This is a genomic window from Bacillus sp. 196mf (assembly GCF_003217275.1).
Lineage (GTDB): Bacteria > Bacillota > Bacilli > Bacillales > Bacillaceae_G > Bacillus_A > Bacillus_A thuringiensis_S.
In genome coordinates this window covers 81,099-104,059 of sequence record NZ_QJTG01000012.1, presented here as the reverse complement: position 1 = coordinate 104,059, position 22,961 = coordinate 81,099, and the positions used below count along the sequence as shown (strand labels likewise).

Genomic DNA, 22,961 nt, shown 5'->3' with positions numbered 1-22,961 from the left:
GTAGAGGCGCTCTTTGCCTCGTAGGAAGAAGCGAAGCCACCGAACATTCTAGCCGCTGGAACTGGATTATAAAAAAAGTGCAAGCAGTTCGCTCAGAACGAGACGACGCTAAAGCAAAGAATGGAAGCAACAAAGGTTTATAAAAAATAAACGGGAGAGCCAGCTTCTTTCAAAAAGAGAGAAGCTGCTCATGAAAATATGAAGGAGGAAATTTTCATGGAAAAAACAGTAGGAAATGCGGTTAAAGGCGGTAGCTTTTTAGTTGATGAGATTACGATTGATCAAGTGTTTACGCCAGAAGATTTTTCATCTGAGCATAAAATGATTGCAAAAACGACAGAGGACTTTATCGTAAATGAAGTTCTTCCAGAGCTTGAATATTTAGAGCAACATGAATTTGATCGTTCAGTTCGTCTTTTAAAAGAAGCTGGGGAGCTTGGTTTATTAGGCGCTGACGTACCAGAAGAGTACGGCGGAATTGGTCTTGATAAAGTAAGCTCAGCGTTAATCGCAGAGAAATTCTCTCGCGCTGGCGGCTTTGCAATCACTCACGGTGCTCACGTAGGTATCGGATCTTTACCAATCGTATTATTCGGTAACGAAGAGCAAAAGAAAAAGTATTTACCATTACTTGCAACTGGTGAAAAATTAGCTGCATACGCATTAACTGAGCCAGGTTCAGGATCTGACGCATTAGGCGCAAAAACAACTGCACGTTTAAATGCAGAAGGTACACATTATGTATTAAACGGTGAAAAACAGTGGATTACAAACTCTGCATTCGCTGACGTATTCGTTGTATATGCAAAAATTGATGGAGAGCATTTCTCAGCATTTATCGTAGAGAAAGAATACGCTGGTGTATCTACAAGCCCTGAAGAGAAGAAAATGGGTATTAAATGTTCTTCAACTCGTACGTTAATTTTAGAAGATGCGTTAGTACCGAAAGAAAACCTACTTGGTGAAATCGGTAAAGGTCATATTATCGCATTCAACATTTTAAATATCGGTCGTTATAAATTAGGTGTTGGTACAGTTGGATCTGCAAAACGTGCAGTAGAAATTTCAGCACAATATGCAAACCAACGTCAACAGTTCAAGCAACCAATCGCTCGCTTCCCATTAATTCAAGAGAAACTTGCGAATATGGCAGCAAAAACATATGCAGCTGAAAGTTCTGTATATCGTACAGTAGGTTTATTCGAAAGCCGCATGAGCACATTATCTGAAGAAGAAGTAAAAGACGGTAAAGCGGTAGCAGCTTCTATCGCTGAATATGCAATCGAGTGCTCTTTAAACAAAGTATTCGGTTCTGAAGTATTAGACTATACAGTAGATGAAGGTGTTCAAATTCACGGTGGTTACGGATTCATGGCAGAATACGAGATTGAAAGAATGTACCGCGATTCTCGTATTAACCGTATTTTCGAAGGAACGAACGAAATTAACCGCCTAATCGTACCAGGTACGTTCTTACGTAAAGCGATGAAAGGTGAATTACCACTTCTTCAAAAAGCACAAAAATTACAAGAAGAGTTAATGATGATGATGCCAGAAGAAGTAGGCGATGAGCCATTAGCACTTCAAAAATATTTAGTAACTAACGCGAAGAAAATCGGCTTAATGGTAGCTGGATTAGCTGCTCAAAAATACGGTAAAGCATTAGATAAAGAGCAAGAAATTCTTGTGAATATCGCTGACATCGTAAGCAATCTATACGCAATGGAATCAGCTGTTCTTCGTACAGAAAAAGCAATCAAAACAACTGGTCTTGAAAAGAATAAACAAAAAGTGTTATACACTGAAGTATTCTGCCAAGAAGCATTTAACGAGATCGAAGCAGATGCGAAAGAAACACTTATCGCAGTTGAAAACGGCGACATGCTGCGCATGATGTTATCATCATTACGTAAATTAACTCGCCACACACCACTTAACGTAATTCCGAAGAAACGTGAAATCGCTGCGAAAATTTTAGAAGATGAGCGTTACACAGTTTAATATCTTTAAAGAACAGTAGTCGTTTATACGGCTACTGTTCTTTTTTTGAAAAAAAGAAATTTTTAGTGACATAAAACTAATAGCATTAGTATAATAAAACTAATGATATTAGTTTTTTGTGAAAAGGGAGATGGGACTATGAGGATGATACATGAAAAAACGTTATATCAATTGTCATTTTTGCCAAGAGCGTTTCCTGTAAATTGTTACTTTGTAGAGGAAGAAGATGGTTTAACTTTAATTGACGCGGCTTTGCCATATAGCGCAAAAGGTATTTTACAGGCGGCTGAGAAAATAGGAAAACCAATTACGAATATTGTATTAACACATGCGCATGATGATCACATCGGTGCATTAGACGCATTAAAGGAAGTACTTCCTCATGTTCCAGTCTACATTTCTAAGCGGGACGCAAAGCTGTTAGAAGGAGATAAGACGTTACAAAAGGATGAACCAAATACGCCAATAAAAGGCGGTGTACCTAAAAAGATAAAAACGGTACCTGATGTTTTATTGGAAGATGGCGACCGAGTTGGATCGCTTCTTGCGATTATGACACCGGGACATACGCCGGGCTCCATGTCGTTTCTTGATGTACGAAATAAAGCTCTTATTGTTGGGGATGCATTTCAAACAAGAGGAGGTATGGCTGTTTCGGGACAAATGAAATTTTGGTTTCCGTTTCCAGCGATGGCAACGTGGAGCAAAGAAATATCATTACAAAGTGCACAGAAGCTAAGCGAATATGAACCTTCCTTGCTTGCGGCAGGGCACGGAAAAATGATAAAGGATCCAGGGGCTGTCATAGAGCTTGCTATTCAGGAAGCGAAGCGGAATATAGAAAGTAAGAAAGAGGGTTAATTTATGTCACCTAGAATCGGACTTACATTACAGAAAATTGTAGAAACAGCTGCAGAAATTGCAGATACAAATGGAATACAAGAAGTAACGTTAGCTTCATTAGCGCAAAGATTAGGGATACGTTCGCCCTCACTATATAATCATGTAAAAGGGTTACAAGATGTACGGAAAAATCTTGGTATTTACGGAATACAACAGCTGCATAACAAACTGGAAGAAGCAGCCGAGGATAAACAGATGGATGAAGCAATTCATTCATTAGGAGAAGCATATGTAGCATTTGTCCGAAAACATCCTGGACTATATGAAGCAACTTTTTTACGAGATGAAGAAGTAAGAAAAGCAGGTGACGGAATTGTAAAGCTTTGTCTTCGAGTTTTACAACAGTATGGCTTAGAAGGAGAGAATGCACTTCATGCGACACGCGGATTCAGAAGTATTTGTCATGGATTTGCTTCGATTGAACAGCAAGGCGGATTTGGTTTGCCGTTAGATCTGGATATAAGTTTACATGTATTATTGGAAACGTTTATTAAAGGATTACGTGAATAAGAAACGAGGCAAACAAAAACCTTAGAAGTGATTCTAAGATTTTTTAGTGCATATAATTCGAAAAGAGCGGTAGGCTTTTTCTCATTACATGATATTATTTAGCAGGTTTGAAAAATGTGTATATAGCTACGGAAAGGCAAACGAAAATAAAAGCAATAGGATCTTGATATGGACTAGGCTCAGAGCCCTTCTGGATTTCTGTAAGGAAGTCATGTGTTTTCATGTTCATTGCTCCTTTAACTAATAAGTTTTATATGATGCGAGGGTTATGGTGGATATATAAGAAATTTTTGGAATTTCATCTAATAATTATTCTATAGTAATCTAATTCCAAAAACTATATAATACAAAGCTTTCATGATATGTAAAATTGCATATTATTCTTTTTGAAAAATTTGTTATATTATCTATATATTTGTATTAAAGGGTTTTTGTTAAGGTAATGAAAACAAATGGAGGAATAGTATGAGAAAAACAGTATTAGACGCGTATAATGCAGAAAGAGAAGTAGATAACATAACATATAAAAATCTAGTTGTAACGATTGCAAGCATTCTAGGGTTCTCACTCTTAGGGGGATTATTCCTTGCTTTAGCCCTTGGGATTTTTGGAGAAGAGGTATTACGTGCTAATTTAGAGGGATATTATTTACTTCTATTTGATGCAGCTGTTGTTACTATTGTTTTATTTGCGTATAAACCAGTGCTTCATTTTATTAAGAACATATGGGATGTATCTATTTTAAAAAATGGGAAAACCTACTTGTATTTATTAATAGGTTTTATCATCATTGCATTAACTCAGTATGTAATGTTAGAGTTGTTTAGCTTTGAAAGTGCAGAGCAGCAACGAGATCAATTAGGGAGCTTAGGACTTCAAAATAGTCTACAAAGTATTATATATGTGTTAAGTGTTGCTATAATTACACCAATTAAAGAAGAAATTTTATATAGAGGTATTTTGTATCGATTTTTTGAAAAGAAATATAGTTTTCTAGTTGGTATCATTATTTCTTCCTTTATCTTTGGGATTCTTCATGGTGGTTTTCCAGTTACGGCAATGATTATGGGGATTGTATTTGCTATGTTATATAAGAAAACACAATCTATTTTACCTAGCATCATTTTACATATTGTATGGAACCTACTTGTGAGTATAAGTATGATTGTTTCTTTATAAAATTGAATGAATATTTAGCATAAAAGATGAATGGCCTAGCTATTCATCTTTTATTTTGTTTATATGTGCGAAAAGTTGATGAATACAATCCAAAAAGAACCAAATACTAATGATGAATGAACAAAGAAAGGCGGGTATGTTATATGCAAAACTTAACAGAGCTTGAAGTAGAAAACTTACGTCATTTAATTGGTGGACACGCAACAATTATTAACAAGTTGGAGCAGTATGCACAGACGTGTACAGATCCACAACTGAAACAAATGCTACAAAAAGATGCGCAAGATGCACGAAATACGAAACAGCAATTAATGACTTTCCTAGGATAGGAGGAAGAGAAAGATGAATGAAAAAGATATGGTAAATGATTATTTAGCAGGATTGAATGCAAGTTTAACAAGCTATGCAAATTATATTGCTCAGTCTGATAATGAACAGTTACATCAAACGTTAATTCAAATTCGTAATCAAGACGAGGCGCGCCAACGTAATATGTATGAGTACGCAAAGCAAAAGAGTTATTACAAACCGGCAGCACCTGCTAATCCAATGATTGTACAGCAATTAAAAAGTCAATTAAGTGCGGAACAATAGTGAAAAGAAAACGAGCGAATTTATTCGCTCGTTTTCTTTTTGTATATGTCAATAAATACATAATAAATATTTTTCCAGTTGTAACAAATATGACGAAAATGGAATATAACAATTCACAAAAAGGACAAAAACTTTGTTCAATATTTCACAAAGTATCCATGGTTTCTATCGTGAGAACCTCTATAATTAGGAGTGTAAAGAGCAAAAGAAATAGATTATATGATCAATTAGGAGAGATTGCTATGAAAAGACATACAAGAAAAATTGCAATTATCGGTACTGGATTAGTTGGATCAAGTTGTGCGTATTCTATTGTGAATCAAGGTATTTGCGAAGAGCTATTATTAATTGATATAAATCATGAACGTGCAGTTGGGGAAGCAATGGATTTATCACATTGCATTAACTTTACAAATACAAGAACAAAAGTATATGCAGGAAACTATGAAGACTGCAAAGATATGGACATTGTCATTATTACAGCAGGACCAGCACCAAAACCAGGGCAAAGTCGCTTAGATACTTTAGGAGCGAGTGCGAAGATTATGGAAAGTGTTGTTGGTGGCGTAATGGAAAGTGGATTTGATGGTATTTTCTTACTTGCATCGAACCCAGTTGATATTATTACATATCAAGTTTGGAAATTATCTGGATTACCTAGAAATCGCGTAATCGGTACTGGTACATCACTAGATTCTTCTCGCTTAAGAACAATTTTATCTGAAATGCTACATGTAGACCCTCGTAGTATTCATGGGTATTCATTAGGAGAACATGGTGATTCTCAAATGGTTGCTTGGTCTCATGTAACTGTTGGTGGAAAGCCAATTCTGCAAATTTTAGAAGAACAAAAAGAACGATTTGGAGAAATAGATTTAGATGAAATTGTTGAGAAAACTGCAAAAGCTGGCTGGGAAATTTATAAACGTAAAGGAACTACTTATTACGGAATCGGAAACTCTCTAGCGTATATTGCGAGTTCAATCTTTAACGATGATCACCGTGTCATTGCTGTATCAGCCATTTTAGATGGTGAGTACGGTGAATACGATATTTGTACAGGAGTACCAGCTATTATTACTAGAGACGGTATAAGAGAAGTTGTAGAACTCAATTTAACAGAGGATGAAGAATCTCGATTCGCAAAATCAAACGATATTTTACGTGATTATATGAAAACAATTGGTTACTAACTTATAGAAGAAGGTGAAACAAATGAAGGAATATATAATGTCTCGTGTATTTAAAGCATCTGCTGGTATCGCACAAGGTATTTTCGTATCCCTCGGAATTGGTTTACTAATCGAAAATATAGGAAGAATTGTTGATATTCCGTTGCTTATTACAATTGGAGTTGTTGCAAAATCACTTATGGCACCAGCCATTGGTGCTGGAATTGCTTTTATGCTCGGTGCAAATGGTCTTGTAATCTTCTCGGCTATGGTGGCTGGAGCAATTGGTGCCGGATCCATTTCAATTACTGAAGCTGGTCTAATTATTAAAACAGGTGAGCCAATCGGTGCTTTATTAACAGCAACTTTAGCTGTATATATTGGTAAACGTTTAAGCGGAAAAACTGCTTTAGATATGATGCTCGTTCCATTTGCGGCCATATTAGGTTCTGGTTTAGTTGGTATTTGGTTATCTCATAATATTACTCCTGTTTTAAATGCAGTTGGAGCGTTCATTAAAGATAGCTCAGCTGGTAGCCCGTTTATCGCTTCTATCGTCATTGCAGTAGTTTGGGGACTATTACTTATCTCTCCAGCTTCATCAGCTGCGTTAGCGATCGCACTTAGCTTAGACGGTGTTGCAGGTGGTGCAGCTCTTGCCGGATGCGTCGCTCAGTTTATCGGATTCTCTGTCATCTCAGCAAAAGAAAACAATTTAGGTGGCATATTAGCTCAAGCTCTTTGTACTCCGAAAGTACAGTTGCCAAATATCACTAAAAATCCAATGATTCTCGTCCCAACTGTCGTCGCCAGTGCTATAGTTGGTCCGGTATCCGCATTAATTTTCCAACTGGAAGCAGGAAAAGAAATTGCAGGTCTTGGATTAAGTTCTCTTATCGCACCAATTAATTTAATTTCCAGCGAAGGATGGGAAGTTCTCCCGGCCATGGTAATTACTTATATCGTCATTCCAGTAGCTGTTTCTTATATACTTTACATTGCTCTTAAAAAAGCAGGTCGTATTCATTCTGGTGATATGACTGTACCGCAATCTTAAATTGAAAATCTCCTTAATAATAGATAAAAGCAGACTGAGAAGCCACAGTCTGCTTTTTTGTCATGTTACATTCTATGATTTTGTTTTACTGGAACTCTTATTGGTTCTTTGGCCAATAAGAGTTGAACGCCGAAGTAAAGTATGCTTGCAAGTGTCATTCCAGAAACGGCATCTACAAAGGCATGTTGCTTCGTAAATAGCGTTGATAAAATAATAAGTGTACCGAAGAAAGTAAGGATGTAATATTCAAAAGCATGTTGTTCTCTACGCTTAAAGGCAGCTAACATAATTACAAATGTAGTAAGAACGTGAATGCTAGGGAAACAGTTTACTGGCTGGTCGATACTATAAATATAGCGAACTAGTTCAGAAAATACATCTGTTCCAACGACAGTCGGACGCGGTACAGTTGTTTGCCAAAAATAATAAATAGAAAAACAAGCAAGTTTTCCAAAAATAACACTACTTAAAGTGACATAATATTGCTTTCGGTCAGCGAAGCAGTAATAAATAAGTGCGCCGTATAAGTATGGAAACCAAAGTAAATAAGGAATAATAAATGCTTTTACAAATGGAATCCAATCATCTACTACAGTTGTAACGTCTACTGCGTGAACAGTCGATTTATTTAATACGTCGTAAAGGGGACTTACGAGTACGAGTAGAAGTATATAACTTAACGGAAGAAAAGATGAAAGTTTAAATTTCTTCATGTTGATCTCCTATGTTTAGTAATGTAAGTAAATTCAATTGATTATAATATAGAAACGTGAATTGGGCTATCGATTTTACTTACATTTTCTTGAATTAACCTTACGTTTTTGTCACTTGACTAAAAAGAAGGGTGAGGGTGCTAAATGAAGCGTTTATCATATTTTTTAGTTTTTATATTGTTATGCCTAGTAGGTGCTGGGTGTGCAAAGAATAACGAAGGAGAAAAATTAGAATATAACGGAAGAGCACTCGTAATTGGAGTTGTTGGAGAAAAGCCGAAAGATACGTTTAGGAATGTAAAGTTTGAAAGTATAAAGTTAGAAGAAATGCAGGAGAAATCAGCAAAAGTTGATGGTTTTTTCGTTATGAAAGAATACTTTAAAGAGGCATCAAAGGAGCAGTATACGGACTTATTTTTATCGTTAAAGAAGCCGGTATTTTTTATTGGTTTGCAAGATAGACCGTATTTAATTTTTACTAACAAGGATTTAGATTATGATAATACCCCAAAGGATAAAACGATGACTTATACGCAAGGGTTTGTAAATATGGGGAACCCTGAAGGGCAATATTGGGGTATGGGATTATATAATGATACTGTTTCCGATCGAAATATTCATAATATGTATATAGTAGTATTTCAAACCATTTCGGATTACTTAAGTCGATGATGAAGGAGCCTGTAAAAAAGGCTTCTTATTTTTTAAAAATAAACGTTTGTTTAAGCTGTATGTTCGGTAGAAAGAAACTCATGTAGTTCAAAGGTTAAGAAAGAAAAATAAGAAATTAATCAAACGTTTGTTTAAGCTGTATGTTCGGTAGGAAGAAATCGATGCAGCTCAAAGGTTAACAAAGAAAAATGGAGAATTAATCAAACGTTTGTTTAAGCTGTATGTTCGGTAGAAAGAAACTCATGTAGTTCAAAGGCTAACAAAGAAAAATAAGAAATTAATCAAACGCTTGTTTAAGATATATGTTTGGTGCAGAATCTAAAAAAATTTATATATTTATTTTTTTCTTAACAAATGGCGGAAAAATAAGAAAAATTCGCAGGATTATTAAAAATTATCACGAAATAAGTAAAAGTTTAGCGAATAATGGTTTGAAATAATAAAACGTTTTCTATATGATAAAGGTAAAGGTTAGTAAAAAAGTAGGTGAATTTATGACAGTAACATTTTATTCATATCCAAAGTGTGGCACATGTCAAAAGGCAAAGAAATGGTTTGAGGCAAACGATGTAGCATATGAGATGATTCATATTGTTGAAAATCCACCATCAAAAGAAGATTTACGTAATTTACATGAAAAAAGTGAATTACCATTAAAAAAATTCTTTAATACAAGTGGAATGCGTTACCGTAAACTTGGTCTGAAAGATAAGTTGAAAGATGCAAGCGAAGACGAAATGTATGAGCTTTTAGCATCTGATGGCATGTTGATCAAACGTCCAATTGTAACAGATGGAACGAATGTAACACTTGGTTTTAACGAAGAGCAGTTTGAAAGTGTGTGGAAAAAGTACCAATAAGGTATTTTTACATAATTAATACATTCACTGGAGGTACAGTCATGAGCATTCCAAATAATTTACGTTACTCTGAAGAACACGAATGGGTAAAAACTGAAGGTAATGAAGTTGTTATCGGTATCACTCACTTTGCACAAGGTGAGCTAGGTGATATCGTATTCGTTGAACTTCCTGAAGTAGGTGCAACAATCGAAGCTGACGAGCCATTCGGAAGCGTAGAATCTGTTAAAACAGTTTCTGAGTTATACGCACCTGTAAGCGGTAAAGTTGTAGCAGTAAACGAAGAATTAAGTGACCAACCAGAACTTGTTAACGAATCTCCATACGAGGGTGCATGGATGGTTAAAGTTGAACTTTCTGATGCAAGCCAAGTTGAGAAGTTATTAACTGCAGAAAAATATGCAGAAATGACAAACCAAGACTAATTATAGTCGACTAAAGGACAGCCTTTGTGCTGTCCTTTTTTATTTTGTGTAAAATAATGAATGTAGAATCATATACTAATTATCGTGTAGGAGAACGTTTTTTGAAAAAACTTTTTCGTTTAATCTTTATGCAGGTCTAGCCGTTTTTGTTTTTCGTTGTCTAGCTCCAGCGACTAGATTGTTCGGTGGCTTCGCTTCTTCCTACAAGGCAAAAAGCGCCTCTACGTCAGAAGCTCCATCCCCCTCACAATCTAAATGAGCCGCTTGCGCTTTTCATTGTCTAGCTCCAACTCCTAGCCCTTCATGTCTAAGAACCTTCCGCACGAGAAGACAAAAAGCGTCTTCTGTACGGAAGAACCTTAGCCAACAGGGCTAAACAGTCGGTTTCGCTTTTCTTTTGCAAAAATAAACAGGAAACAACATGAAAATAACGAATATACTATATACTAAGTTCAAGGTTGTATAGTATATGGTGATCGGGTGATGACATATGATTTATGTGGAAAAAGTCATTATTGTAGAAGGTACATCAGATAGAAGAAAGATTGAATCTATTATTCGTGAACCAGTGGAAATTGTTTGTACAAATGGTACAATTGGTTTGTCGAAAATGGATGAGCTCGTTGATCAGTTTTTTGATAAGGAAGTGTATGTGCTAGTGGATGCTGATGATGCTGGAGAAAAGTTAAGGAAACAATTTCGAAAAGAATTTCCGCAAGCCGAGCATATCTATATTGATCGCTCGTACCGAGAAGTGGCAACTGCGCCATCTACACACTTAGCAAATGTATTATGGGGAGCCGACATTGACGTTTATACAGAATATTTACGGTAAGGAATGATAGAAGTGATCGATTGGACAGGAGCCGAAGCTACAGCCCTAATAGAGAATGAAGAAAAAACAGTGTTATATGTATATACTCCAATGTGTGGAACATGCCAATTAGCAAAAAAGATGTTAACAGTCGTTGAGATGACAATTGAAGGCCTCAAAATTGGGATGTTAGATTTAAATTATGCTCCGCATTTAGCGAAAGAGTATGGGATTGAAAGTGTACCTTGTTTACTTGTTTTTGAAAATGGGACACTGATGAAGAAGATATACGCATTTCATTCGGTTGAATATTTATATACGGAATTAAAGTAGGCGGCAAAATTTTTGCCGCCTCGACATATTTCTTGGGAAATATGTCGAGATGCAGGGTGGATACAGTATTTGTCGAGCGAAAATAACAGGATTGCTCTTTAGTGAGAGGGAATGGTATGTAATAGAAAGTGATATGAAGGATGTGATTTAGGGTGAGATTATATTCTTTGCTTCAATCATTTGTAAATTACGCTAATGGTCAATATCATTTAGAACCACTTTTAAGACAAGAAGAAAAAACTGTTAATTTCCGCTTTAGAGATGAAAGTTGTTCGTTACAAATTTCAAGAGATTATATAGAGCTGGTACATGAGGAAAGAGGAACGGAACAAATCATTTGCTTAGACGAAAAGGATATAGAACAATTGGTGAATGGAAATGTACGATTGCAAATGTTAATGAATGATGGACGTGTACAATATTCAGGAACGTACCGAACGATGTTATTAGTGGAATCGATGTTTCATATATGTAAACCGATGTCAGTAGGTGCTTAAAATTCTGAAGTTTCATTTTTTGCGAAAATTTCTGTTGACATGGTGAGCGTATATTGATACAATTCAAGTCATAAAATATAGACAATTTCATAAATTTCAAATCAGACGAAAATTGAATCTGATTTCTCTTATCAAGAGAGGTGGAGGGACTGTGCCCTGTGAAGCCCGGCAACCGTCAACTTATGTTGAAATGGTGCCAATTCCTGCAAAGCGAATGCTTTGAGAGATGAGAGAGAGGGATAATGTTGTTATATACGCATATAAACCTTTCTGCTTCTCTAAAGCAGAAAGGTTTTTTTATTGTTTGAATGTGGAGGACATTCAAATAATAAAAGTAATGATAACAGTGGACTACACGCATTAAAAATAAAAAATTGCGGAGTCGACCTAAACAAAAAAGGGGTGAACATCATGATTCTATTAGAGAATGTAAGGAAAATATATAAGGCGAAAAGCGGTGATGTCACTGCTGTAGATAACGCCAATTTAAAAATAGAAAAAGGCGAAATATTTGGTGTTATCGGATATAGCGGCGCTGGGAAAAGTTCTTTAATCAGATTGTTTAATCAGTTAGAGAAACCGACTTCTGGCCAAATTACAATTGCGAATCGTGTCATATCAGCAATTACAGGAAGTGAACTTCGTAAGGCAAGGCAAGAAATCGGAATGATTTTTCAGCACTTCAACTTACTTTGGTCACGAACTGTACGTGAAAATATAGAGTTTCCACTTGAAATTGCAGGTGTTGATAAAACGAAGAGAAGAAAACGTGTTGATGAATTAATTCATCTTGTTGGATTAGAAGGAAGAGGAGACGCGTACCCATCTCAGCTGAGCGGGGGACAAAAACAACGCGTTGGGATTGCAAGAGCATTAGCTAACAACCCACAAGTACTTTTATGTGATGAAGCAACGTCAGCTCTTGATCCAGAAACGACAGATCAAATTTTGGATTTACTATTAGACATTAATAAGCGCCTTGGTTTAACAATTGTACTCATTACACATGAGATGCACGTAATTCGAAAGATTTGTAATCGAGTGGCGGTAATGGAGAGAGGAAAGATTGTAGAAACGGGTCCAGTACTTGATGTATTCCGTAATCCGAAGCAAGATATTACGAAACGATTTGTACAGCAGTTAACAGATTCTGAAGATACAAATGAAACGATTGAAAGTTTAATTGAAAAATATCCAGATGGAAAAGTGATTCGTTTGCAGTTTATCGGTGAGGCTGTAGAAAGACCAGTGCTTCAACGATTGATGCAACGCAGTGATATAGAAGTTAGCATTTTGCAAGGAAATATCGCACAAACGAATAACGGTTCTTACGGTAGTTTAGTTGTTCATTTAAATGGTGAGGAAACAGCGATCCAGCAAGCAATAGAAGGAATTCATCAAGATCAAGTAGAGCTGGAGGTGATTGCACATGGATAAGTTACTTGCAAATGTTGATTGGGATCAAATGTTAGAAGCAACTGGTGAAACGTTATATATGACGGCAATCGCAGCTCTTGCGACATTTGTTTTAGGACTAATTTTAGGATTGTTACTTTTCATGACAGCGAAAGATAATTTATGGGAAAACAAATCAATTAATACGGTGATTGGAGCATTCGTAAATATATTCCGTTCTATACCGTTCATCATTTTAATTATTTTATTAATCCCATTCACAAAGATTCTTCTTGGAACAATTCTTGGAGCAAGTGCAGCGCTGCCAGCTTTAATTATTGGGGCGGCACCATTCTACGCGAGAATGGTTGAAATCGCACTTCGCGAAATTGATAAAGGTGTAATTGAAGCTTCAAAAGCAATGGGAGCAAAAACAAGCACAATTATTTTAAAAGTATTGATTCCAGAATCGTTACCAGCATTAGTATCTGGTATTACGGTTACAACAATTGCTTTAGTAGGCTATACAGCAATGGCGGGAGTTGTTGGTGCTGGTGGCCTTGGAACACTTGCTTACTTAGAAGGATTCCAAAGGGGAAATAACGATGTAACAATCGTTGCGACAATTTGTGTATTACTAGTTGTATTTTTAATTCAGTGGATTGGTGATAGTTTAACGACTCGAATAGATAAACGATAATAAAAACGGGAGGATGTTTCAAATGAAAAAATTATTACTTACGGCACTTATTTCAACTTCAATTTTTGGTTTAGCTGCTTGTGGCGGGAAAGATAAAGATGAAAAGAAACTCGTTGTTGGTGCTTCTAACGTACCGCACGCTGAAATTTTAGAAAAGGCAAAACCGTTACTTGAGAAAAAAGGAATCGAGTTAGAAATTAAAAAATTCCAAGACTACGTATTACCAAATAAATCGTTAGCGGATAAAGATTTAGATGCAAACTACTTCCAGCACATTCCGTATTTAGAAAAAGAAATTAAAGATAAAAAATATGATTTTGAAATAGCGGGGAAAATTCATTTAGAACCAATTGGTGTATACTCTCAAAAGTATAAGAGCCTAAAAGAACTTCCAGACGGGGCGACAATCATTATGAGTAATTCCGTTACTGACCATGGACGTGGTTTAGCAATTTTACAAAAAGAAGGCATTTTAAAAATTAAAGACGGAGTAGAGCCAGTTAATGCAACTCCAAAAGATATTGCAGATAATCCGAAAAACTTAAAATTTAAAACAGATATCGAGCCGGGTTTACTACCACAAGTGTATAACAATAAGGAAGGCGATGCTGTTTTAATTAACTCTAACTATGCAATTGATGCGAAATTAAACCCAGAAAAAGATGCAATTGCAATTGAAGGTGATGATTCACCGTACGCAAACATAGTAGCTGTTCGTAAAGGTGATAAAGATAAAAAAGAGATTAAAGAGCTTGTAGAAGTATTGCATTCTAAAGAAATCGAAGACTTTATTAATAAAGAATATAAAGGAGCGGTTGTTCCTGTAAAAGAATAATTGCTGAAAAGGCTGGTGTATGCCAGCCTTTTTTATAACTACATAACTATAGGGGAGAAGGGGACATCATATGAAAAAGATTCTATTGTCAGTTGTTACAGCGCTGTCTGTATTTACATTAGCTGCTTGCGGAGGAAAAGAAGAGAATAAGCTTGTTGTTGGAGCTTCTAACGTGCCGCATGCTGTTATTTTAGAGAAAGCACAGCCAATCTTAGAGAAAAAAGGCATTAAGTTAGAGATTAAAAAGTTCCAGGATTATGTACTGCCAAATAAAGCGTTAGCGGATAAAGAGATTGATGCGAACTACTTCCAGCATATTCCGTATTTAGATAAGGAGATCCAAGAAAAGGGATATAAAATTGTAAACGCAGGAAAAATTCATTTAGAGCCAATGGGTATTTATTCTAAGAAATATAAAAGCTTAAAAGACTTACCAGATGGCGGGACAGTGATTATGAGTAATAACGTAGCGGAGCGAGGCCGTATGTTAGCATTGTTACAAAAAGGCGGCGTGATTAGGCTTAAAGATGGTGTAGATGTGGTTAAGGCGACAGTAAAAGATGTAGTCGAAAATCCGAAAAACTTAAAATTTAAAACAGATGTTGAACCTGGACTTTCACCGAAGTTGTATGAAAATAATGAGGGAGATGCTTTATTCATTAATTCGAACTACGCAATTGATGCAAAATTAAATCCAACGAAGGATGCAATTGCGATTGAAGGAGCAGACTCTCCGTATGCAAACATCATTGCAGTTCGTAAAGGTGATGAGAAGAAAAAAGAAATTAAAGAGCTAGTAGAAGTGTTACATTCAAAAGAAATTCAAGATTTTATTAATAAAGAATATAAAGGTGCTGTACTTCCGGTAAGTGAATAAATATAAGGAAAGGACTGGGAAATTACCAGTCCTTTTTTCTTTATATAAATAAGAAGAAAGGTGTATCATAGAAAGGTGTAAAGGAAATACTTATATACATTTGTGAAAAAACGGTTACTTTTTTTCGTCGTTTGCGATATCATTTTATTTGATATAAAATTAGAATGAGAATAAAATGAGAATATGAACGTTTTAGGAATTTTTAAAATGTATATATAGGATTAATGGAGGTATTGAGATGGCTGGTTCTACATTAACGGTTAAAGACTTACACGTATCAATTGACGGCAAAGAAATTTTAAAGGGTGTAAACCTTGAAGTAAAAGGTGGAGAAATCCACGCAATTATGGGACCTAACGGAACAGGTAAATCAACTTTATCTTCTGCAATTATGGGTCACCCAAAGTATGAAGTAACAGAAGGTAGCATCATCATTGACGGTGAAGATGTATTAGAAATGGAAGTAGACGAGCGCGCACAAGCGGGTCTATTCCTAGCAATGCAATATCCAAGTGAAATTAGCGGAGTAACAAACGCTGACTTCTTACGTTCTGCAATTAACGCACGTCGTGAAGAAGGCGATGAAATTTCTCTTATGAAATTTATCCGTACATTAGATAAAAACATGGAATTCCTAGAAATGGATCCAGAAATGGCACAACGTTACTTAAACGAAGGTTTCTCTGGTGGAGAGAAAAAGCGTAACGAAATTCTTCAATTAATGATGATTGAGCCAAAAATCGCAATCTTAGATGAAATCGACTCAGGTCTTGATATCGATGCATTAAAAGTTGTATCTAAAGGTATTAACCAAATGCGCGGCGAAGAGTTCGGTTGCCTAATGATTACGCATTACCAACGCTTATTAAACTACATCACTCCAGACTTCGTTCACGTTATGATGAACGGTCGTATCGTTAAATCTGGTGGCCCTGAGCTTGCACAACGTCTAGAAGCTGAAGGTTACGACTGGATTAAAAAAGAATTAGGTATTGAAGACGAAACAACAGAGCAAGAAGCGTAAGAGAGGAGCATAAACATGACAATCGGTACATTACCTTTCGATCAAGAAACAATCCGTCAACGCGCAAGCGAAGTAAACGAAGCTGCTTGGTTGACTGAGTTCCGCTTACAAGCTCTTGCACAAGCAACAGAACTTCCAATGCCAACGCCTGATAAAACGAAAATTGAAAAATGGGACTTTATCGGAAAAGGCGACGCTGCTAAGCAAGAGCCTGTAAGTTCTTTAACAGAGCTTCCAGAAGCAGTGAAAAACTTAATCGATGAAAATAACAGCGTATTAGTGCAACGTACTGGTACAACTGCGTTCGTTTCTTTAGCAGACGAAGCAAAAGACAAAGGTGTTATTTTCACAGATATCGTAACAGCTGCAACAGAGCATGCTGAATTACTACAAAAGTATTTAATGAAAGACGGAGTGAAAGTAGACGAGCATCGTCTAACTGCACTTCATGCTGCATTAATCAACGGCGGTGCATTCGTATATGTTCCGAAAAACGTTGTTCTTGAAACTCCACTTCAAGCTGTATTCTTAGTAGACGGCGAAGAAGCTAACGTATATAACCACGTATTATTCGTAGCTGATGCGAACAGTACTGCAACTTATGTAGAAAACTATGTTGCAAATGAAAATGCTAAAGGTATTGCAAATATCGTAGCAGAAGTAATTGTGGAACAAGGCGCACAAGTGAAATTCGGTGCGGTTGATCTATTAGCAAAAGACGTAACAACTTACGTTAACCGCCGCGGTGTTGTTGGACGCGACGGCCGCATTGATTGGGCTCTAGGCCTTATGAATGATGGAAACACAATTTCAGAGAACGTTACGAACTTAATGGGCGACGGTTCATATGCTGATACGAAAACAGTAACAATTGGCCGTGGTAACCAAACACAAAACTTTACAACTAAAGTTGTTCACTTCGGTAAACACTCTGAAGGTTGGATTTTAAAACACGGTGTACAAAAAGATAGTGCAACATCTATCTTTAATGGAATTGGTAAGATTGAACACGGTGCATCTAAATCAAATGCACAACAATCTTCTCGCGTTCTTATGCTAGACGAAAAAGCTCGCGGTGATGCGAATCCAATTCTTTTAATTGATGAAGATGATGTTATGGCAGGTCACGCAGCTTCAGTAGGCCGCGTAGATCCGTACCAATTATACTACTTGATGAGCCGTGGTATTCCAAAACGCGAAGCAGAACGTTTAGTCATCCATGGATTCTTAGCACCTGTAGTAAATGAGCTTCCAATTGAAGGAGTAAAAGCACAGCTTGTTGAGGTAATTGAAAGGAAAGTTCGCTAATGAATATTCATGAAATACGCAAACAGTTTCCAATTCTTGATCAAAAAGTGAACGGCAAACAACTTGTTTATTTCGATAGTGCAGCAACTTCTCAAAAACCAATTCAAGTCATTGAAACGTTAGAACGTTACTATAAAGAATATAATTCTAACGTGCATCGCGGTGTTCATACGCTCGGTACGAAAGCTACCGACGCGTATGAAGGTGCACGTGAGAAAGTTCGCAAGTTTATTAACGCGAAATCAATGGAAGAGATTATTTTCACGCGCGGAACGACAACTGCATTAAATACAGTAGCGGCTAGCTATGGCCTTGAAAATGTAAAAGAAGGCGATGAAATCGTTATTTCTTACATGGAACACCATAGTAACATCATTCCGTGGCAACAAGTTGCGAAGAAAACTGGCGCAACTTTGAAATACCTTCCGCTTCAACCAGACGGTACAATTTCTTTAGAAGATGTTCGTCAAACTGTTACACCGAATACAAAAATCGTTTCTATTATGCAAGTATCAAACGTACTTGGAACGATTAACCCTGTAAAAGAAATCGGAGCAATCGCACACGAAAACGGAGCAATTATGGTCGTTGATGGTGCACAAAGTACACCTCACATGAAAGTGGATGTACAAGATTTAAACTGTGATTTCTACGCATTATCTGCTCATAAGATGTGCGGACCTACAGGTATCGGCGTATTATATGGTAAGAAAGAATTGCTAAACAATATGGAGCCAATTGAATTTGGTGGTGAAATGATTGATTTCGTAGATTTACAAGAATCTACTTGGAAAGAGCTTCCGTGGAAGTTTGAAGCGGGTACACCGATTATCGGTAATGCAATCGGACTTGGTGCGGCAATTGATTTCCTAGAAGAAATCGGTCTTGATAATATTGAAAAGCATGAGCATGAATTAGCGCAATACGCTTTAGAAAGACTATCAGAAGTAGATGGCGTTACAATTTATGGTCCAAAGCATCGCGCTGGTCTTGTTACATTTAATATTGAAGACGTACATCCTCACGATGTAGCGACTGTATTAGATGTAGAAGGCATTGCAGTTCGCGCAGGACATCACTGTGCACAACCGCTTATGAAGTGGCTAAAAGCTTCTTCAACAGCACGTGCGAGCTTCTATTTATATAATACAAAAGAAGAAATTGATACATTTGTTGAATCGCTAATCAAGACAAAGGAGTATTTCACAAATGTCATTTAATAATTTAGATACGTTATATCGTCAAGTTATTATGGATCATTACAAAAATCCTCGTAACCATGGCGTGTTAGAAGATAGTGTTACCGTTAACTTGAACAATCCAACTTGCGGCGATCGTATTCAACTTACGATGAAAGTAGAAGAAGGTATTGTGCAAGAGGCGAAGTTTGAAGGCGAAGGATGTTCAATCTCAATGTCTTCAGCTTCAATGATGACACAAGCAGTAAAAGGTAAGAAAATTGAAGAAGCACTTCAGCTTTCGAAAATTTTCTCTGACATGATGCTAGGAAAAGAGTACGATGACAGCATCGATTTAGGAGATATTGAAGCATTACAAGGCGTATGCAAGTTCCCTGCACGTATTAAATGTGCAACATTAGCGTGGAAAGCGTTAGAAAAGGGCTTAAACGAAGATAAGTAATGTTAAAGGTTCCTAAAAATGAGGTTATCTAAGGAGGGACACACCAACATGGCGAAGCAACTGCCAGATATCGGCGATTACAAATATGGTTTCAAAGACAAAGACGTTTCGATTTTCCGTGCTGGACGCGGTTTAACAAAAGAGATCGTTGAAGAGATTTCACGTATGAAAGAAGAACCACAGTGGATGTTAGACTTCCGTTTAAAATCACTGGATAAGTTCTATGAAATGCCAATGCCACAATGGGGCGGCGACTTAAACGACTTAGATTTCGATGAAATTACGTACTACGTAAAACCATCTGAGAAATCTGAGAAGTCTTGGGATGAAGTACCTGATGAAATTAAAGCAACATTTGATAAATTAGGTATTCCAGAAGCTGAGCAAAAATATTTAGCTGGTGTATCTGCACAGTACGAATCTGAAGTTGTATACCACAACATGAAAGAAGACCTAGAAGCTCTAGGAATCGTCTTCAAAGATACAGATAGCGCATTAAAAGAGAACGAAGATATTTTCCGTGAGCATTTCGGAAAAGTAATCCCACCAACAGACAACAAATTCTCTGCATTAAACTCTGCAGTTTGGTCTGGTGGATCATTCATCTACGTTCCAAAAGGTATTAAAGTTGATACACCACTTCAAGCGTATTTCCGTATTAACTCTGAAAATATGGGACAATTCGAGCGTACGCTTATCATCGTAGACGAAGGCGCACACGTACACTACGTAGAAGGTTGTACAGCACCTGTTTACACTACTAACTCACTTCACAGTGCGGTAGTAGAAATCATCATTAAAAAAGATGCGTATTGCCGTTATACAACAATCCAAAACTGGGCGAACAACGTATACAACCTAGTTACAAAACGTGCGGTTTGTGAAGAAAACGCAACGATGGAATGGATTGATGGTAACATCGGTTCTAAATTAACGATGAAATACCCAGCAGTTATCTTAAAAGGCGAAGGCGCTCGCGGTTTAACATTATCAATCGCGATTGCTGGTAAAGGCCAACACCAAGATGCTGGTGCGAAAATGATTCACTTAGCACCAAACACGTCTTCAACAATCGTTTCTAAATCGATTGCGAAGCATGGTGGTAAAGTAACTTACCGTGGTATCGTACACTTCGGACCAAAAGCGAAAAACTCTCGCTCTAACATCGAGTGTGACACGTTAATCATGGATAACCAATCTACATCTGATACAATTCCTTACAACGAAATCAAAAACGATTACGTTTCACTTGAGCACGAAGCGAAAGTATCGAAAGTATCAGAAGAACAATTATTCTACCTAATGAGCCGTGGTATTTCTGAGCAAGAAGCTACAGAAATGATCGTAATGGGCTTCATCGAGCCATTCACTCGCGAACTTCCAATGGAATACGCAGTTGAAATGAACCGTCTAATCAAGTTTGAGATGGAAGGTTCTATTGGTTAATAGATAAAGTAGAAGCGCCCTGCTGTGCAGGGCGCTTTTTTGTTTTGCGGATTTGTCTTGGCTTGTCTTGACTTGGGAGAGGATACCCGGGTGGGTGTTCAGTTAAATATATCAACGATTTTTCAAATATATCGATCATAAACGGGAATATATCAACGATTATTTCAATATATCAACGTTTCGACAAGGAATATCGATTTGTCGACAAGATAAGACAAAAGAAAATCCTCACATACCCTAAACATTTTATAAGAACAGAGAACGACTAGGTTTAAGACAAAGATACTGACAAATCCACTTGAACAACCACCCACTGAATTCTCTATTAAACTTTTTGACAAATCCACCCCTCCCTCCACTATCTGGAATTCTTTCCTGCATTAGCAAAAGTTTCTCATATGAAAAGGACAATCTTTTGCTTTTTCTCACAATGCGAGTACAATGTAAAATAGCAAGAAAAGACGAAAAGTATTTACAGGATTATTGTGTGCGCATAGCGTAAATGGCAGTAAGGAACTGAGAGGAGGTTTTTTCTCTGAATACAAATAAAGAAACAATCATCCACCTTTATCATACAAACGATATACATAGTCATTTTGAAAATTGGCCGCAAATTTCTCGGTTTGTTCTAGGGGAGAAAAAGCGAAGACAGGAAGCGGGAGAGACTGTTTTGACGGTTGATATCGGTGATCATGTGGATCGTTTTCATAGTATTTCGGAAGCGACAAATGGCCTTGGGAATACGAAGCTTTTAAATGAGGCGTTATATGATTATGTAACGATCGGAAATAATGAAGGCATTACGTTAGCGAAGGAGCATTTGAATCGTCTATATGATGATGCTGGATTTGAGGTGCTCGTTGCGAATTTATTTAAAAAAGAAGGGGTACGTCCAGCGTGGGCGAAGCCTTATAAATTACATACGACGACAGATGGGATTATCATTGCTTTTATCGGATTAACGGTAGCTTATCCAGAGTTTTATCATATGCTCGATTGGCATATTGAAGATCCGCTTATCCATTTAGAGTCTATTTTAGAAGAAGTGAAAGATGAGGCGCATATTACCGTTGTCCTATCTCACCTTGGAAAAAGTATGGATGAGTATATGGCAGAGCATTATGATATAGATGTTATTTTAGGTGCACATACGCATCATTTATTTGAGCGTGGTGTTCTACTGAACAATACTTTACTTTGCTGTTGTGAAAAGTGGGGACGTTACGTTGGCCACGTTCAGCTTACTGTGGATAAAGAGACGAAGAAGCTGTTGAAAAAGGACGGTAGAGCGATTAAGACGGAACGGTTAGGTGCTTATAGCGAGCCGTTATCCACAATTGAAATACTGCAGGAAGAAAGTAATCATATAATGGCAGAGCCTGTCGTTCATTTAAAAGAGTCATTACCGGTTGATTGGTTTCAGGAGACGCCGTTTTCTCATATGTTAGCAAGTGCGCTGAAAACATGGTGCGATGCAGAGATTGGCATGGTGAACGCCGGTGTACTTCTTGAAGGGCTAGAAGAGGGTGTTGTAACGCGCGGAGATATTCACAGAATTTGTCCACATCCAATTAATCCGTGTGCTTTGAAAGTTCCAGGAAAGATATTAAGAGAAGTTATTTTGAAAGCACGTAAACCGAACATGGAGAATCTTGAGGTGAAAGGATTCGGATTTCGGGGGAAAGTGATGGGGAAAATGATTTATGCTGGTGTAGAAGTCATTCCAGATACGATTCCTGGCAATAAAATTTTATTAGAAGATGTATTGATTAACGGCGAATCGCTGGAGTTAGACCGTATATATACGGTAGGAACAATCGATATGTTTACGTTTGGATACTTATACCCAGAGCTATCCACACTTTCTGGCAAACAATATTATATGCCAGAACTACTTAGAGATGTGTTAACGGATATGTTAATAACTCATACAACTTCCGTTAAACTATAGGCTAGTTAACTTGTAACACTCATTTTTCTCTTGTCATACAGATAAGAAAGAGAG

The 22,961-nt window shown here is 37.0% G+C and carries 25 protein-coding genes and 1 riboswitch; of the genes, 24 read left to right on the top strand and 1 reads right to left on the bottom strand.

Going from position 1 to position 22,961, the window contains the following annotated elements; genetic code table 11:
- Window positions 1–216: 216 nt before the first annotated feature.
- The 8 genes from ATL10_RS17755 to ATL10_RS17720 all read left to right on the top strand — a co-directional run bounded on the left by ATL10_RS17755 (window position 217) and on the right by ATL10_RS17720 (window position 7,416).
- Window positions 217–2,001, top strand: coding sequence for an acyl-CoA dehydrogenase family protein (locus ATL10_RS17755; protein WP_000416293.1), 1,785 nt, complete (start codon window positions 217–219; stop codon window positions 1,999–2,001).
- A 138-nt stretch (window positions 2,002–2,139) separates the two neighbouring features.
- On the top strand, window positions 2,140–2,862 hold the full coding sequence (locus ATL10_RS17750; protein WP_110497267.1) for an MBL fold metallo-hydrolase: 723 nt from the start codon (window positions 2,140–2,142) through the stop codon (window positions 2,860–2,862).
- 3 nt (window positions 2,863–2,865) lie between these two features.
- Window positions 2,866–3,414: a TetR/AcrR family transcriptional regulator gene (locus ATL10_RS17745; RefSeq protein ID WP_110497265.1), complete on the top strand. Its 549-nt coding sequence runs from the start codon at window positions 2,866–2,868 to the stop codon at window positions 3,412–3,414.
- A 465-nt stretch (window positions 3,415–3,879) separates the two neighbouring features.
- Window positions 3,880–4,593, top strand: coding sequence for a CPBP family intramembrane glutamic endopeptidase (locus tag ATL10_RS17740; protein ID WP_001232991.1), 714 nt, complete (start codon window positions 3,880–3,882; stop codon window positions 4,591–4,593).
- Between the two features lie 143 nt (window positions 4,594–4,736).
- The gene (locus ATL10_RS17735) at window positions 4,737–4,922 is read left to right on the top strand and encodes a hypothetical protein (protein WP_001180555.1); all 186 of its coding nucleotides are present in this window, start codon (window positions 4,737–4,739) and stop codon (window positions 4,920–4,922) included.
- A gap of 13 nt (window positions 4,923–4,935) precedes the next feature.
- Complete coding sequence (locus ATL10_RS17730) at window positions 4,936–5,187, top strand: spore coat protein (RefSeq protein ID WP_001002982.1); 252 nt, start codon at window positions 4,936–4,938, stop codon at window positions 5,185–5,187.
- A 242-nt stretch (window positions 5,188–5,429) separates the two neighbouring features.
- On the top strand, window positions 5,430–6,380 hold the full coding sequence (locus ATL10_RS17725) for an L-lactate dehydrogenase (RefSeq protein ID WP_046393068.1): 951 nt from the start codon (window positions 5,430–5,432) through the stop codon (window positions 6,378–6,380).
- Window positions 6,381–6,402: 22 nt separating this feature from the next.
- Window positions 6,403–7,416 carry a PTS sugar transporter subunit IIC gene (locus tag ATL10_RS17720; protein WP_000666168.1) on the top strand — a complete coding sequence of 338 codons (1,014 nt, stop codon included), beginning with the start codon at window positions 6,403–6,405 and terminating at the stop codon, window positions 7,414–7,416.
- Between the two features lie 65 nt (window positions 7,417–7,481).
- Here ATL10_RS17720 and ATL10_RS17715 read toward each other — a convergent pair whose 3' ends face one another.
- A complete protein-coding gene (locus ATL10_RS17715; RefSeq protein ID WP_000713772.1) occupies window positions 7,482–8,129 on the bottom strand; it encodes a phosphatase PAP2 family protein in 648 nt (215 codons plus the stop codon).
- A 144-nt stretch (window positions 8,130–8,273) separates the two neighbouring features.
- On the opposite strand from ATL10_RS17715, the gene ATL10_RS17710 reads away from it, so the two are divergent.
- The 16 genes from ATL10_RS17710 to ATL10_RS17630 all read left to right on the top strand — a co-directional run bounded on the left by ATL10_RS17710 (window position 8,274) and on the right by ATL10_RS17630 (window position 22,907).
- Complete coding sequence (locus ATL10_RS17710; RefSeq protein WP_000826910.1) at window positions 8,274–8,801, top strand: hypothetical protein; 528 nt, start codon at window positions 8,274–8,276, stop codon at window positions 8,799–8,801.
- 494 nt (window positions 8,802–9,295) lie between these two features.
- On the top strand, window positions 9,296–9,661 hold the full coding sequence (locus ATL10_RS17705; RefSeq protein WP_110497261.1) for an arsenate reductase family protein: 366 nt from the start codon (window positions 9,296–9,298) through the stop codon (window positions 9,659–9,661).
- A 41-nt stretch (window positions 9,662–9,702) separates the two neighbouring features.
- Complete coding sequence (gene gcvH / locus ATL10_RS17700) at window positions 9,703–10,086, top strand: glycine cleavage system protein GcvH (RefSeq protein ID WP_000026896.1); 384 nt, start codon at window positions 9,703–9,705, stop codon at window positions 10,084–10,086.
- A 490-nt stretch (window positions 10,087–10,576) separates the two neighbouring features.
- Window positions 10,577–10,921 (top strand): toprim domain-containing protein, encoded by a 345-nt coding sequence (locus ATL10_RS17695; RefSeq protein WP_000640870.1) that lies wholly within the window; start codon window positions 10,577–10,579, stop codon window positions 10,919–10,921.
- Window positions 10,922–10,924: 3 nt separating this feature from the next.
- On the top strand, window positions 10,925–11,233 hold the full coding sequence (locus tag ATL10_RS17690) for a thioredoxin family protein (RefSeq protein WP_002025020.1): 309 nt from the start codon (window positions 10,925–10,927) through the stop codon (window positions 11,231–11,233).
- A gap of 152 nt (window positions 11,234–11,385) precedes the next feature.
- Window positions 11,386–11,730, top strand: coding sequence for a hypothetical protein (locus ATL10_RS17685; RefSeq protein WP_001242140.1), 345 nt, complete (start codon window positions 11,386–11,388; stop codon window positions 11,728–11,730).
- Between the two features lie 125 nt (window positions 11,731–11,855).
- Window positions 11,856–11,963: riboswitch (SAM riboswitch) on the top strand.
- A 178-nt stretch (window positions 11,964–12,141) separates the two neighbouring features.
- The gene (locus ATL10_RS17680) at window positions 12,142–13,167 is read left to right on the top strand and encodes a methionine ABC transporter ATP-binding protein (protein ID WP_000601791.1); all 1,026 of its coding nucleotides are present in this window, start codon (window positions 12,142–12,144) and stop codon (window positions 13,165–13,167) included.
- Window positions 13,160–13,825, top strand: a complete 666-nt coding sequence (locus ATL10_RS17675) for a methionine ABC transporter permease (RefSeq protein ID WP_142669973.1) — start codon at window positions 13,160–13,162, stop codon at window positions 13,823–13,825. The genes ATL10_RS17680 and ATL10_RS17675 overlap by 8 nt, the downstream gene beginning before the upstream one ends.
- Window positions 13,826–13,847: 22 nt before the next feature.
- Window positions 13,848–14,660 carry a methionine ABC transporter substrate-binding lipoprotein MetQ gene (gene metQ / locus ATL10_RS17670; RefSeq protein ID WP_000735080.1) on the top strand — a complete coding sequence of 271 codons (813 nt, stop codon included), beginning with the start codon at window positions 13,848–13,850 and terminating at the stop codon, window positions 14,658–14,660.
- 70 nt (window positions 14,661–14,730) lie between these two features.
- Window positions 14,731–15,537 (top strand): methionine ABC transporter substrate-binding lipoprotein MetQ, encoded by an 807-nt coding sequence (gene metQ / locus ATL10_RS17665; protein WP_110497257.1) that lies wholly within the window; start codon window positions 14,731–14,733, stop codon window positions 15,535–15,537.
- Window positions 15,538–15,775: 238 nt separating this feature from the next.
- Window positions 15,776–16,561: a Fe-S cluster assembly ATPase SufC gene (sufC, locus tag ATL10_RS17660; protein WP_000929163.1), complete on the top strand. Its 786-nt coding sequence runs from the start codon at window positions 15,776–15,778 to the stop codon at window positions 16,559–16,561.
- Between the two features lie 15 nt (window positions 16,562–16,576).
- The gene (gene sufD / locus ATL10_RS17655) at window positions 16,577–17,869 is read left to right on the top strand and encodes a Fe-S cluster assembly protein SufD (RefSeq protein WP_000152173.1); all 1,293 of its coding nucleotides are present in this window, start codon (window positions 16,577–16,579) and stop codon (window positions 17,867–17,869) included.
- Window positions 17,869–19,089, top strand: coding sequence for a cysteine desulfurase SufS (gene sufS, locus ATL10_RS17650; RefSeq protein ID WP_001020767.1), 1,221 nt, complete (start codon window positions 17,869–17,871; stop codon window positions 19,087–19,089). Before sufD ends, sufS begins: the two co-directional genes overlap by 1 nt.
- Complete coding sequence (gene sufU / locus ATL10_RS17645) at window positions 19,079–19,510, top strand: Fe-S cluster assembly sulfur transfer protein SufU (RefSeq protein ID WP_000009523.1); 432 nt, start codon at window positions 19,079–19,081, stop codon at window positions 19,508–19,510. The genes sufS and sufU overlap by 11 nt, the downstream gene beginning before the upstream one ends.
- A gap of 48 nt (window positions 19,511–19,558) precedes the next feature.
- Window positions 19,559–20,956, top strand: coding sequence for a Fe-S cluster assembly protein SufB (gene sufB, locus ATL10_RS17640; RefSeq protein ID WP_001118824.1), 1,398 nt, complete (start codon window positions 19,559–19,561; stop codon window positions 20,954–20,956).
- 535 nt (window positions 20,957–21,491) lie between these two features.
- A complete protein-coding gene (locus tag ATL10_RS17630) occupies window positions 21,492–22,907 on the top strand; it encodes a bifunctional metallophosphatase/5'-nucleotidase (protein WP_318588182.1) in 1,416 nt (471 codons plus the stop codon).
- Window positions 22,908–22,961 lie beyond the last annotated feature (54 nt).